A 13,168-nucleotide genomic window follows, 5' to 3' on the forward strand; every position below is an offset into this window, starting at 1 on the left:
TAAAAAGAGTGATAATCTGTTTGAGCGAATAGAAGTATGGCTGTTGAGTATTCGTTGGCTGCATTCTAATGATCCTATGACAATAAATGACAGACCATTTCAAGATCATTTAACAGACCACTTAAAAGCAGAAAATAAAATCCCGTTTTAATTCTTGATAAGAATGATCGGGATTGGCTTTCTGGCTGTGTTTCAGAGGGTTTTTAATTATTTATGCTTTAAATGTTTATTTAAATAACAATAATAAAAAGTGGTCTGGTGAATAAAATTTTATTGGACTGCTTAATAACTTGATAAACAGAATAGGATGTGTATCTTTCGCCCTTGGAGCCATCAGGCCAGGGTTGAGTTTTTCTCTCGTGCCTGAAAAGCAGCCACGGTTGTAAAAGTAGCCAATCTTTGAACAGGAACTCCCATGAAGAGTCTTGCCGGTGGCGACACCCCCCACCAGCCTCTGGTGGGTTCGCAATTTCTACAGCAAAGTGATCGCAATCTTTGGGACATCATCGAAGCCGAGCGGGGTCGGCAACAACACACCATTGAATTGATCGCTTCCGAGAACTACCTGAGTCGAGCCGTTTTGGATGTGCAAGGCTCCTTGCTTAGCAACAAGCAGGCGCAGGGCTATCCAGGACAGCGGATCTACGGCGGGTGCGAACAAGCGGATCAGACTGAAGAGCTGGCTATCGAACGGGCCAAAGCGGTCTTTGGGGCATCCTATGCCAATGTGCAGGCGCACTCAGGCAGCCAGGCCAATCTGGCGGTATACCTGGCCTTGCTCTCACCTGGGGATACTATTTTGGCGCTGGATCAAAGCGCGGGTGGCCATCTTAGCCATGGTTCGCATTTCAATGTATCGGGCCGTTGGTTTCAGACCTGTTCGTATGGAGTAGATCGTCAGACCCAGTGGGTGGATATGGATGAAGTGCGTGCCCTGGCGCACAAGGAGCGTCCAAGGCTGATAATTGCCGGGGGCTCGTCTTATGCACGAACCCCGAACTTTGCCCAATTCAGAGATATCGCTAACGAGGTCAATGCCTATCTGATGGTGGATTTGGCGCATAGTGCGGGCCTGGTCGCAGCGGGTTTGATGGACTCGCCGGTCAAACATGCACACGTCACTACTTTTTCCACACACGGCACATTACGGGGTCCGCGTGGCGGCATTATCCTGAGCAATGAACCCAAGTTGGCCGAGCGCTTGAGCCAGGCCGTGTATCCAGGCTTGCAAGGCGGACCCTTGCTGAACATTATGGCTGCCAAGGCGGTGGCTTTGGGTGAGGCGATGAGCCCGTCCTATAAAGCCTACGCCCAGTCCGTCATCAATAACGCTCGCAGCTTGTGCCGCCGCTTGTCCGAGGGCGGGTTGACGGTGGTGTCGGGGGGAACAGACTGTCATTTTGGTGTGGTGGACCTGCGCCCCTGGGATTTGTCTGGCCCTTTGGTGGAGCGGGTGCTGGCTCAGCTAGGCATTAGTTTGAGCAAACACCGGGTGCCTTATGAGCAAGACAATGCGGCGTATTCGGGCGTGCGCGTAGGTAGTGCTGCTTGTACCACTCGTGGTTTAGGTGAGGATGATTTCAAAGAAATTGGCGACATGATTCTGGCTTTGCTGGGCGGTGTGCGTAGTGGCTCACGCAACCCACGTACCGAAAATGCCATTCTGGAAGGGGTCGCCGACCTGAATCGACGATACCCCTTGATGTACTGATACCCGGCTCCTTTAGCCTTTGCCCTGACGTAGGGCGTTGGCCAGACGCAACATGGCTGACTCGATTTCATAAGCGGTCAGAGACGCATAGCCCAGTAACCAGCCCTGTTGTTTTTCCTCACCAATGTACAGACGGCTCAAACCTGGCAGTTGAACCCCGGCACTTAAGGCGCGGCGCAAGGTGTGCTCCTCTGACCAGCCCGGCTCCAGAAAGCAGGGAATCTGCAAACCACCTTCGGGTCGGGCAGCACGAACAATGCCTTGCAAGTGCTGCTCGATGGCTTCCAGCATGATTTCCCGTCGTCCTGCGTACAACTTGCGCATGGCGCGAATATGAGAGTTGTAGTGTCCGTCTTCCATAAAGCGGGCCAGCGTCAGCTGCAGGATTTGCGGTGTGTGGCCGTCCATGATGCTGCGTGCCTGGGTAAAGGGTTTGACCAGTTCGGGCGGCAGCGCCATATAGCCCATGCGCAGGCCCGGATACAGGGTTTTGCTGAAGGTGCCTAAGTAAATCGTGCGCTGGTATTTATCCAGACCCTGCACGCATGCGGTGGGCAGCCCGTCGTAATGAAACTCGCTGTCGTAGTCGTCTTCCATAATCCAGCGGCCATTTTCTGCCGCCCAGTGGATGAGTTCCAGACGGCGTTCCAGTGACATGGTGGCCCCGGTGGGGTACTGGTGCGAGGGTGTCACATAAATACAGTTCGCGCCGCTTCGGTCCTCATTGAGCAAATCGGTGCGCAGCCCTTGTCTGTCCACGCCAATGGGCACCACACGGGCCTCGGCCGCTTCAAATGCTTTACGGGCGCCGAAGTAGCCGGGGTTTTCAACCAGAATGGGCTTGCCGGCATCGACCAGTAATTGCGCGCACAGAAATAAGGCTTGGCGTGTGCTGCTCAGAATCAGAATCTGGTCGGCCGAGACTTTGGCGCCACGCTCCAGATTCAGGTAGACGGCAATCGCTTTACGCAGGGACTCGGTGCCTTGCGGGTCACCGTGCAGCAGGATGTTGGCCCGATAGTCTTTCATGGCCTGACGTTGCAGGCGCTCCCAGACATCGGTGGGGAAGTTGCGGGTTTCCGGCAAGCCGGTGGCAAAGGCTTTGATAGTTTGTTGATCAGCAATGCCGCCGCTTTCAAACACGGCGCGACCGCGACGGCTTAAACCGGTGCCCGGTTCCATCACACTGCGTTTCAGATCTTGAGCTTTGATACGACGGTAGGCGCTGCCACGCAGCTCGGTGCCTACTGATTCGGAAACATAGCTGCCCGAGCCTTCACGACGCACGATAAAGCCGTCGCGATGGAGCTGAACATAGGCGTTTTCAACGGTATCGCGGGCCATGCTCAGGGACTTGGCCAGGGAGCGTGTAGCAGGCAGCTTGACCCCGGGGCCCAGCGCGCCATCCAGAATCAATGCCCGCAAGGCACGCTGGATGCGCTGATGGAGATCCAGGGATTGAAGTTCGTCATCGTTAAGACGCATCTTCAAGGTATCCAGTTCAAACGAACGCGTCATGCGGTCTGCTCCAGGGAATATTAATGGTCTGACTAGTCAGACCATTGTGCTCGTAGACTTGATTGTCATTGCCGAAATAGGGGGGGCCTGTTTCGGCGTTCAGGTTTGTACAGGATCTCAACAAGTATGTCCCGACCCTTTAATTTCAGCGCAGGGCCCAGCGCCTTGCCGATGGATGTTCTATTGCAAGTACGAGATGAGCTGCTTGATTTTGCCGGCACAGGGGTCTCTGTGATGGAAATCAGTCATCGTTCCCAGCCTTTCATGGATTTTGCCCATCGTACTGACACCGCTGTACGTCGTGTTCTGGCTGTGCCATCGGACTATCACGTCTTGCTCCTGCAAGGGGGGTCGTATCTGCAGTTCTCTCAAATCCCGATGAACTTGTTTCATCAAAAAAAAACAGCAGACTATATACATACAGGGTTATGGTCGGAACAAGCCGCCAATGCTGCTAGGCAATATGGGGAAGTAAGAATCATAGCGAGTTCTTATGAAACTGGATTTGATCGTATTCCGGAAATTAATGAATCTAATATTAATCTGGATGCAGCGTACTTGCATTACACAGAGAATGAAACCGCACAGGGCTTGCAATTTTCAAAACCACCCGTTTCATCTATTCCATTGGTATGCGATGCTTGCTCCAGCTTGATGTCAAAACCGCTTGACATCTCGGCTCACGATTTGATTTACGCTTCGGCCCAGAAAAATATGGGAATCGCTGGTGTGACAATGGTATTGCTCAATCCTGCTATTTTAGACAAGCCTTTAGCGAGTACGCCACAGGTGTTGGATTTTTCCATTCAGGCAAAAAAGCAATCCTTGCTCAATACCCCTTCTACATTTTCCTGGTATGTCTTGGGTTTGACTCTGGAGTGGATTGAGCGAGTAGGTGGAATAGACGTGTTGTATGAAATAAATAAGAAAAAAGCACAACATCTCTATGGCGTCATTGATAAAAGCAATGGTTTTTATACCAATGGCGTTTGGCCTGACGATCGATCCATCAATAATGTGCCATTTCATATTGCTGAAACTAATTTGGAAGATTTGTTTGTGAAAGAAGCCCAGAAAAATGGTTTTCACGGTTTGAAGGGCCATCAATCAACAGGAGGCTTGCGCGCCAGCATCTACAACGCCGTCACCTTGGACGCGGTACAGGCGCTGGGAGCGTTCATGCGTGAGTTCGAGCGCACGCACGGTTAGGGCGTGGGCCTGCTTTGCAAAGTGGCCAGGCAAGTGGCCGCAACGTGGATAGAATTTTTTTAAGGAAAAGCGATGTACGACAACACTCTCAGCCTGTCCGATTTTGACAAGGAATTGGCCCAGGCCATCCAAGGCGAAGAAAGCCGCCAGGAAGATCACGTAGAACTGATTGCTTCGGAAAACTATGCCAGTCCCCTGGTTATGCAGGTTCAGAACTCCGTGTTTACCAATAAATATGCCGAGGGCTACCCGGACAAGCGTTACTACGCCGGTTGCGAGTTTGTGGACGTGGCTGAACGTCTGGCAATCGAGCGCCTGAAAGCCGTCTTCGATTGTGACTACGCCAACGTACAGCCTCATGCCGGAGCGCAAGCCAATACCGCTGTGTTCCTGGCCTTGCTCAAACCAGGCGATACGGTCATGGGAATGAACCTGGCCCAAGGCGGGCACCTGACACACGGCAACCCGATCAATATTTCCGGCCGTCTTTACAATATTGTTCCTTACGGAGTTGATATCCAAACCGGGCTGATCGATTACGACGAAATGGAGCGCATTGCTATCGAGACCAAGCCCAAAATGCTGATTGGTGGCTTTTCCGCGTATTCGCGTGTGAAGGACTGGGCCCGCATGCGCCAGATCGCCGACAAGGTGGGTGCCTGGTTCTGGGTGGATATGGCCCACGTGGCGGGTCTGGTGGCGGCAGGTGAGTACCCCAGCCCTCTGCCATACGCGCATGTGGTGACCAGTACGACCCATAAAACCCTGCGTGGCCCACGTGGTGGTGTGATCATGGCTAAAGGGCAGAGCGAGGATTTGTACAAACGCCTGAACTCGGCTGTGTTTCCTGGCGTGCAAGGGGGCCCCTTGATGCACTTGATTGCAGCCAAAGCGGTCGCGTTCAAAGAAGCCCTGCAGCCCGAGTTCCGGACTTATCAGCAAAATGTGGTGCGTAATGCCCGCGCCATGGCAGCGGTACTGATGCAGCGCGGCCATAATATCGTTTCAGGCGGTACGGATAATCACATGATGCTGATTAACTTGTCGGCCAAACCTTACACCGGTCAAGAGGCCAGCGATGCCTTGGCAGATGCCTACATTACAGTGAACAAGAACTCGGTGCCCAATGATCCGCGTTCGCCCATGGTGACCTCAGGCATCCGGATCGGAACCCCCGCTGTGACCACGCGCGGCTTTACCGTGGCCGATTGCGAGCAGTTGGCACACTACTTGTGCGATGTGCTCGATGCCTATGAGGCAGGCACGCTGGATACGATCAAGCACGAGATCCGTGAAAAAATCGTGACCTTGTGTCGAAGCTATCCGGTGTATCAAGTGCAGACAGAACCGGCGCAGTTGTAATTCAATGAAAAAGCCCAGTCATTAGCATGACTGGGCTTATCTTTAGGCATGTTGCTTGGGACATGAAGCGGCTTTACCCACCACCTTTTATGTTGAGGCTTGAGGTATAGGTGGTAGTGGCCATTCAGTCATCCGTTTAGCTCATGAGCGCCTTGCGGTTCTGTCTTGTATCCGCCAGTCGGCATACCCTTTGGCCCGCAGTTCACAAGCCGGGCATTGCCCGCAGCCATATCCCCAGTCATGCAGCGTTTCCCGATTGTTCTGGTAGCAGGTGTGGCTGTCTTCCCGAATCAGTTGTACCAAAGCATCCGAGCCAAGCTGGTGGGCCAATTCCCAGGTGTCGGCCTTGTCCAGCCACATCAATGGTGTTTCCACGGTCAGTGGGCGCTCGATTCCCAGGCTCAATGCCACTTGCAGCGCTTTCAATGTGTTGTCGCGGCAATCCGGGTAGCCCGAATAATCGGTTTCCGACATGCCGCCTACCAGCGTATCCAGGCCCCTGCGGTAGGCCAGGGCACCAGCCAGAGTAAAGAACAGCAGATTTCGACCGGGCACAAAGGTATTGGGCAGACCGTCTTCCTGCATGGCGATCGTCATGGATTCGGTCATGGCGCTGCCACCTATCTGAGCCAGAACATGGGCATCGAGCACATGGTCTTGCCCCAGGCGCTCTGCCCAATGCGGGAACCGTTGGCACAGTTTGTCTTTTAGTGTCTGACGGCACTGCAATTCCGCATGGTTGCGCTGGCCGTAGTCAAAGCCCACGGTTTCCACAAAGGCAAAGCGGTCCAGAGCCCAGGCCAGGCAGGTAGCCGAATCCTGTCCGCCTGAAAACAAAACCAGGGCCCGGCGGTGTGGAGTGTGCGGCTTCATGCTTTGGCCTGCGCGATGCTTAGGGCGCGGCGCTTCATGGTGCTGATCAGGGAATTGAGCAGCACGCCATACATAGGTACAAACAGCAGCAGGCTGACGCCCAGCTTGATGACGTAATCGACGATGGCAATCTCGCCCCAGTGTTCGGCCATGAAAGGATTGCTGCTATGCCAGAAGGCGATACCGAAAAAGGCCAGCGTATCCAGTGCCTGCCCGAAGACCGAAGCAGCGGCTGGAGCAAGCCACCACTGTTTGTAGTCGCGACGGATGCGGTCAAAGACCTGTACATCCAGCAATTGCCCTAAGACGTAGGCGGCAAAGCTGGCCAAGGCAATACGAAACACAAAGCTGTTGAATTCGCCCAGTGCCTGCAGGCCATTGAATTGGCCTTCATGAAAGAGCACGGAGACGACATAAGAGGCGATGAGGGCCGGAAACATGGCGCGGGTAATCACACGGCGTGCTTCGGACTTGCCCATCAAACGGACGGTCAGGTCGGTAGCCAGAAAAACAAAGGGAAAGCTGAAGGCTCCCCACGTGCTATGGAAGCCGAACAATTCAATGGGAAGTTGAACCAGATAATTGCTGGCAATCACAATAAAAATGTGAAAGGCAATGAGAAGTCGCAAGTAGAACGACAGCCGTGAAGACGGCACGGTAGGCAGAGTCATGTCTGGACCTTTTTGGTGGATGGGGTGAGGGAACCCATTGGAAATGGACTGCAACCGACAATTATACGAGTAGTTGCGGTTCAAGGGAATAATTGGTGGCCACAAGTGTAGCGCGCAGCTCGGCTGCGCTTATACGTCAGGCTTGATGAGGCTTATGGCCTACAACATAAGAGGCCTTGCATGCCAATCAAGCCTGCTTGCCAATGCCATTGAGCTTGATTGCCTGATTTCAAGGGGGCGTGCTCAGGCAGACACGGGTTGCAGGCGCTCTATTAATAAGCGTTTGTGCAGGAGGCGGACTTCTTCAAAGGGTACAGGCGAGTGTTGCGGGCCTAAAACCAGCAAAACCATTAACCACATCAGGGAAGGGGAGGCCGCCTGGAGGTAGTCTGAGGAGCTGACATCGGGGCGGATAAGCCCTCGTTGGATACCCAACTGAAAAAAAGCCTGGTTGGCCGTGTAGTTCTGGTCCAAGAGTTGTTGGCCCCAATACTGGGCCAGATCGGGGACACGACCGCTTTCGGTCATTAGCAGCCTGAACATGGCTTGCACGTCCGGATTGGACAGGCGCTCATAGAGTTGATTGAGATACTCATCCACGAGACAGGACAGGGTGGCTGCCTCGCAGGTATCGGAAAGTTCAAAGGTGTTGCCTTCGGGGGGCAGCAGCGTGCTGCGGAGCATGTCCTCGAATACGTCATCTTTGCTGTTGTAGTGCGCGTAAATGCCGGACTTGGAGATTCCAGCGCGGGCGGCAATGCGCTCGAGCGAGGTTCCCAAAAAACCCCGGTGAGAAAATTCGTCAAAAGCTGCTTTCAGGATTTCGCGTTTACGCTCGGCCGAGGGCAGGTAACGTCGCTTGTTTGTGCTTTCGTTTTTATGAAGTTTATTTTGGTGTGTGTCTGTCATGTCATCCTGTGTGGATGGGCAAGATATGGGGCCTGCAGTATATCAGGCTGCTTTTCTCAGACCGCTGGCAAGCTACGTTCCATGAGACGTGACGTTTTGCTTGTTTTGTCACATAGTTGCAGAAATAATAGTTCTGCTCTGTGTTTGGGTGTTCGCGGGTTTAACTGAAATGCAGCGTTTTGTTTTTAAAAACCTTTTTTAAAAATGTTTTATTTGTTTTTTACTGATTTTCATTTCCTTATTTCATAACAAGCACGGTATAACAACAAATGGGGCTGACGTTGGCGGTTTTTTATCTGTCATGAACTTGATCTAACGCAAAGGTTTTTTATAGCTTCTTGTTAAAAGACCTGTATGCAAAAAGTTTAGATGTAAACTGGTGTATTATTAAAAAGACTAAGCAGTCGTATCTGTTTTTTGTGTACTTTTTGCGGAGTGGCAATGGTTAGCAGGCAGTCCCATGATCAGGCTGAACAGTTAGACGCATCCGCACGAGCCGCCTGGGCTCGTATCTGGAGTTCCATCTCCCCCGAATCACAATTTCTTGCCTGGATGGACTGGATACGTCATCTGGCCCTTAGCCCCGGCAAACAAGAGCAGTTACGGCAGTTGGCCCAAAAACAGTGGGAACAGTTGTTCCGCGAATGGAGCCAAGAGCTGGCTGCATCGGCCCAACAGTCCTTGCAAACTGCTCAACCAGCCCCCACGCCAGCCTACACAGACCGCCGTTTTTCTGATCCTGCCTGGGACCGCTGGCCTTTTAATTTGCTGCGACAAACCTATCAGGCGCAACAGCAATGGTGGCAAAGCGCCACGGAAGGTGTGGCCGGTGTTGAGCCCCATCATCAAAAACTAATTGCCTTTGGTGTCGAGCAATGGTTGAACATGCTCAGCCCCAGCAACTTTGCCTGGACGAACCCGCAGGTGTGGGACAAAACCCTTGCAGAGCATGGAGATAACTTTAGCCGTGGTCTGACAAACTGGCAGCAGGATATGCAAGCCCAGTTCGCCGGTGAGCCTCCCGTAGGTGCGCAAGACTTCGTGGTTGGCAAGGATGTGGCGGCCACTCCGGGCAAAGTTGTATTGCGTAATGAACTGGTTGAACTGATCCAGTACGCGCCAACGACCAAACAGGTTCATCCAGAGCCGGTGCTGATTGTGCCGGCCTGGATCATGAAGTACTACATTCTGGATCTGTCCGAGCACAACTCCCTGATCAAATATCTGGTGGATCAAGGTCATACCGTGTTTTGCTTATCCTGGAAAAACCCCGTTGCCCAAGATCATGCGTTCGGGATGGACGACTACATTGGCCTGGGCTGGAAGGCTAGCCTGGATGCGGTCAACGCCATTGTTCCCGGCCAGAAAATCCACGCGACCGGCTATTGCCTGGGTGGCACCTTGCTGGCCATTGCGGCCGCTGCCATGGCACGCGATGGTGATGACAGGCTTGCCTCCCTGACTTTTTTTGCCGCCCAAACCGACTTTTCCGAGCCTGGCGATTTGTCCCTGTTTATTGACGAGAGCCAGGTCAGCCTGCTGGAAGCCCAGATGGCTGATGAAGGGTACTTACGCGCCAATCAGATGGAAGTTGCTTTTCAAATGCTGCGTTCCGCTGATCTACTGTGGGCGCCCATGGTGAGTAAGTATTTATTGGGCGAACGTCGCCCCTTGAGTGACTTGATGGCCTGGAATGCAGATGCCACGCGTATGCCAGCCACCATGCACTCGCAGTATTTGCGCCGCATGTATTTAAATAATGATTTAAGTCAAAACCGTTATCCGGTACAAGGCCGTATTGTTTCTTTGTCGCAAGTTAATTTGCCTATTTTTTGCGTCGGTACGGTTTCCGATCACGTAGCACCCTGGCGCTCTGTTTATAAACTGCATTATCTGGTCCCTTCTGAGATCACCTTTGTCTTGACCACAGGCGGGCATAACGCCGGAATTGTCAGCGAACCGGGTCATCCGCGTCGCAAATATCAGACTCATACCCGCGCAGCAGGCACCGCGCCCATTTTGGTGGACGATTGGCAGGCCCAAGCCGCCTCCCATCAGGGCTCCTGGTGGCTCGCCTGGGCTGAATGGCTGAAAACCCGTTCGGGTGCGAATGTGAAGCCACCGCAAATGGGGGCAGCTAAACAGGGTTATCCACCTGTCGGTCCGGCACCCGGTCAATACGTATTAGTGAAGTAAGCAGTCAGCTCATACACGCTCTCTTTCGAGCTGAGCTTTTCGCGCTGTTTTATGTCGGCGATGGGGACAAAACCTATCGCTGACGTGCTGTTTTGCCTGGACGGCAGTTTTCTTTTTCTCATTAGGCATGTTTTCCCATGGCCCCACAGATCTCTGATTTGAGTATCAAGTATCGAAGTGCTGCGCGTCGCCCTCATTTCGCGCTGGCTGCCTTGCTGCTGACCTTAGCGGGTTGTTCCTCGATGGCACCCGATTACCAGCAGCCCGCCGCCCCCGTTCCGCAAGCCTATTCGGACTTGTCTGCAGAGCAGGCAAATGCGGCGCGAGCGCGTGACCTGGGCTGGCGCCAATACTTTACAGATCCGATTCTGAGCAAGCTCATTGAGACGGCACTGAACCATAACCGTGATATGCGCGTGGCTGTGCTACGGGTAGATGAGGCTCGCGCCATGCTGAATTTGCAGCGCAGCGAACGCTTTCCTGAATTTACCGTGGGTGGTCAGACTGCGCGTTCGCGTGTGCCAGGCGATATGAACCCGAGCGGCCAGGCCGTGACGGGCGGCGATTACCGCGCCCAGGTTGGTTTGACCAGTTGGGAGCTGGATTTGTGGGGGCGTGTACGTAGTCTGGAAGATGCCGCCTTGCAGGGCTGGCTGGCTACCGAGGCAGGCCGACAAGCCGCGCATGTGGCTTTGGTCTCGCAAGTGGCCATTAACTATATTGTGGTGCGCGAGCTCGATGAGCGCGTGCAGATCGCTCGTAAAAGTGTGGAGACGCGTCAGGAGTCCTACCGTATTTTCTCCCGCCGCTATGAGGTAGGAGCAACGTCCAAGCTGGATGTGACTCAGGTCCAAACCTTGCTGACGCAAGCCCAGTCCATGCTGGCCCAACTGGAGCAGCAACGTGCTGTGCAATTGCATGCCTTGCAACAACTACTGGGTGCTGATCCGGGAGTGCCTCTAACGGGAACGCCTTTAAATGACACGCTCATGTTGGCCGAGCTGGCTCCCGGTTTGCCTTCTGACCTGATGATCTGGCGGCCCGACATTATTGCGGCTGAACATAAGTTGCGGGCAGCCAACGCCAATATTGGTGCAGCCCGCGCTGCTTTTTTCCCGCGCATTGCCTTGACCGGCAATTTCGGCACAGCCAGCGCTGAGTTGGATGGCTTGTTTGAATCCGGCAGCAAAGCCTGGATGTTCGCTCCCACGATTTCCCTGCCTATCTTTGATGGTGGCCGTCGCAGCGCCAATCTGGACGTCTCTTACGTGCGTCGTGATATGCGTATCGCCGAGTACGAGAAAGCGATTCAAACCGCTTTCCGTGAAGTGTCGGATGCTTTGTCGACGCGTCGTTGGTTAAGTCAGCAACTGGAAGTGCAACTGGTGGCCCGTAGCGCTCAGACCGAGCGCGCCCGTCTGGCACAGATGCGTTACGACAACGGTTCAGCCGCCTATCTGGAAGTGCTGGATGCGCAGCGCGACCTGCTGGATGTGGAGCAGCAAGTGGTGCAAACGCGCCGTGCGCTCCTGGCCAGCCAGATTGCCATGTATAGCGCCTTGGGCGGTGGGCTGGACCCTGCCGAGCCCCTGACCAACACCCATAACTCCTCTCCATCGAATCCATCCTCGAGCCAGCTATGAGCAAACCATCTTCGTTGAAAAAAAATCTTGTTCCTGTCCTAATCGTTGCCGGGGTGTTGGGCCTGGGCTGGTGGGCATGGCAGAAAATGTCCGATACGGGCCCTGGAGAAGGTTTTGTCAGTGGTAATGGCCGTATCGAAGCGACCGAGATTGATATCTCTACCAAGTTTGCCGGACGTATCCAGAGTATTGCTGCCCATGAGGGCGACTTTGTGAAGGAAGGCCAAGTGCTGGCCATCATGCAGCAAGACAGTTTGGAAGCGGCTCGTGACGAAGCGGTGGCTGGTTTGCGTCAGGCCGAAAACAATGTGGCGGCCTCTCAGGCGCAAGTTGCCTTGCGTGAAAGCGATGCTATCGCCGCCAAAGCCCTGATTGGTCAACGTGAGTCGGAGCTGGATGCGGCCCAGCGCCGTCTGGCCCGTTCCACGACCTTGGCCAAAGAAGGGGCTGCCTCCGCGCAGGAGCTGGATGATGACCGTGCGCGTGTGCGTGGTGCACAGGCGGCCGTTGCCGCCACCAAGGCCCAGGCCAATGCAGCGCAAGCCGCCATTAACGCCGCTAAAGCTCAGTTGATTGGTGCGCAGTCGGCGGTGGAAGCTGCCACTGCGGCTGTTGCCCGTATTGAAGCCGACTTGCGTGACAGCAAGCTGGTCAGCCCCCGAGATGGACGAGTGCAAATTCGCGTTGCTCAACCCGGTGAAGTATTGGGTGCCGGTGGCCGTGTGTTGAACGTGCTGGACCTGTCTGATGTGTACATGACTTTCTTCTTGCCCAGCGAAGTGGCCGGCAGGGTGGCTCTGGGTACAGAGGTCCGTCTCGTGCTCGATGCCATCCCTGATATTCCGGTTCCCGCTACCGTGTCCTTTGTAGCCAGTTCGGCCCAATTCACCCCAAAAAGTGTAGAAACAGCCTCGGAGCGTCAAAAATTGATGTTCCGCGTCAAGGCTCAGATTGCCCCCGAGTTGCTGAAAAAGCACCTGGAGCAAGTTAAAACTGGCTTGCCTGGTGTGGCCTGGGTGAAGCTGGATCCTAATGCCAACTGGCCTGAGTCGCTGACTTCTACCTTGACGGAGTAA

General features: G+C 54.0%; 10 protein-coding genes. 6 read left to right on the top strand and 4 right to left on the bottom strand.

Annotated features, from left to right (window positions below; genetic code table 11):
* Positions 1-415 precede the first annotated feature (415 nt).
* A complete protein-coding gene (gene glyA, locus LNA76_RS00410) occupies positions 416-1,711 on the top strand; it encodes a serine hydroxymethyltransferase (protein ID WP_094197464.1) in 1,296 nt (431 codons plus the stop codon).
* A gap of 12 nt (positions 1,712-1,723) precedes the next feature.
* On the opposite strand, the gene pdxR is transcribed toward glyA (LNA76_RS00410), so the two are convergent.
* Positions 1,724-3,229: a MocR-like pyridoxine biosynthesis transcription factor PdxR gene (pdxR, locus tag LNA76_RS00415; RefSeq protein WP_094197463.1), complete on the bottom strand. Its 1,506-nt coding sequence runs from the start codon at positions 3,227-3,229 to the stop codon at positions 1,724-1,726.
* A gap of 126 nt (positions 3,230-3,355) precedes the next feature.
* Between pdxR and serC the strand changes: the two genes are divergently transcribed.
* Positions 3,356-4,438, top strand: a complete 1,083-nt coding sequence (gene serC / locus LNA76_RS00420; protein WP_230017594.1) for a 3-phosphoserine/phosphohydroxythreonine transaminase — start codon at positions 3,356-3,358, stop codon at positions 4,436-4,438.
* 72 nt (positions 4,439-4,510) lie between these two features.
* Positions 4,511-5,800 (top strand): serine hydroxymethyltransferase, encoded by a 1,290-nt coding sequence (gene glyA, locus LNA76_RS00425; protein ID WP_108727841.1) that lies wholly within the window; start codon positions 4,511-4,513, stop codon positions 5,798-5,800.
* 141 nt (positions 5,801-5,941) lie between these two features.
* Here glyA (LNA76_RS00425) and queC read toward each other — a convergent pair whose 3' ends face one another.
* From queC to LNA76_RS00440, 3 genes are all read right to left on the bottom strand, one after another.
* Complete coding sequence (queC, locus tag LNA76_RS00430; protein ID WP_108727840.1) at positions 5,942-6,673, bottom strand: 7-cyano-7-deazaguanine synthase QueC; 732 nt, start codon at positions 6,671-6,673, stop codon at positions 5,942-5,944.
* A complete protein-coding gene (locus tag LNA76_RS00435) occupies positions 6,670-7,344 on the bottom strand; it encodes a 7-cyano-7-deazaguanine/7-aminomethyl-7-deazaguanine transporter (RefSeq protein WP_125277664.1) in 675 nt (224 codons plus the stop codon). Before LNA76_RS00435 ends, queC begins: the two co-directional genes overlap by 4 nt.
* A 243-nt stretch (positions 7,345-7,587) precedes the next feature.
* On the bottom strand, positions 7,588-8,253 hold the full coding sequence (locus LNA76_RS00440) for a TetR/AcrR family transcriptional regulator (RefSeq protein ID WP_094197458.1): 666 nt from the start codon (positions 8,251-8,253) through the stop codon (positions 7,588-7,590).
* Between the two features lie 441 nt (positions 8,254-8,694).
* Here LNA76_RS00440 and LNA76_RS00445 point away from each other — a divergent pair, with 441 nt between their 5' ends.
* The 3 genes from LNA76_RS00445 (at position 8,695) to LNA76_RS00455 (ending at position 13,168) form a co-directional block, all read left to right on the top strand.
* Positions 8,695-10,449, top strand: a complete 1,755-nt coding sequence (locus LNA76_RS00445; protein WP_230017595.1) for a PHA/PHB synthase family protein — start codon at positions 8,695-8,697, stop codon at positions 10,447-10,449.
* 137 nt (positions 10,450-10,586) lie between these two features.
* Complete coding sequence (locus tag LNA76_RS00450; protein ID WP_094197456.1) at positions 10,587-12,092, top strand: efflux transporter outer membrane subunit; 1,506 nt, start codon at positions 10,587-10,589, stop codon at positions 12,090-12,092.
* Complete coding sequence (locus LNA76_RS00455) at positions 12,089-13,168, top strand: HlyD family secretion protein (protein WP_230017596.1); 1,080 nt, start codon at positions 12,089-12,091, stop codon at positions 13,166-13,168. Before LNA76_RS00450 ends, LNA76_RS00455 begins: the two co-directional genes overlap by 4 nt.

The organism is Alcaligenes sp. MMA, assembly GCF_020907215.1.
Taxonomy (GTDB): Bacteria; Pseudomonadota; Gammaproteobacteria; order Burkholderiales; family Burkholderiaceae_B; genus Alcaligenes; species Alcaligenes aquatilis.

What these genes read in the sequence shown, in the direction of transcription:
- LNA76_RS00455 (WP_230017596.1), top strand. Translation starts at nt 12,089, where the DNA reads ATGAGCAAACCATCTTCGTTGAAAAAAAATCTTGTTCCTGTCCTAATC.
- LNA76_RS00440 (WP_094197458.1), bottom strand. Translation starts at nt 8,253, where the DNA reads ATGACAGACACACACCAAAATAAACTTCATAAAAACGAAAGCACAAAC.
- LNA76_RS00450 (WP_094197456.1), top strand. Translation starts at nt 10,587, where the DNA reads ATGGCCCCACAGATCTCTGATTTGAGTATCAAGTATCGAAGTGCTGCG.
- queC (WP_108727840.1), bottom strand. Translation starts at nt 6,673, where the DNA reads ATGAAGCCGCACACTCCACACCGCCGGGCCCTGGTTTTGTTTTCAGGC.
- pdxR (WP_094197463.1), bottom strand. Translation starts at nt 3,229, where the DNA reads ATGACGCGTTCGTTTGAACTGGATACCTTGAAGATGCGTCTTAACGAT.
- LNA76_RS00435 (WP_125277664.1), bottom strand. Translation starts at nt 7,344, where the DNA reads ATGACTCTGCCTACCGTGCCGTCTTCACGGCTGTCGTTCTACTTGCGA.
- LNA76_RS00445 (WP_230017595.1), top strand. Translation starts at nt 8,695, where the DNA reads ATGGTTAGCAGGCAGTCCCATGATCAGGCTGAACAGTTAGACGCATCC.
- glyA (WP_094197464.1), top strand. Translation starts at nt 416, where the DNA reads ATGAAGAGTCTTGCCGGTGGCGACACCCCCCACCAGCCTCTGGTGGGT.
- glyA (WP_108727841.1), top strand. Translation starts at nt 4,511, where the DNA reads ATGTACGACAACACTCTCAGCCTGTCCGATTTTGACAAGGAATTGGCC.
- serC (WP_230017594.1), top strand. Translation starts at nt 3,356, where the DNA reads ATGTCCCGACCCTTTAATTTCAGCGCAGGGCCCAGCGCCTTGCCGATG.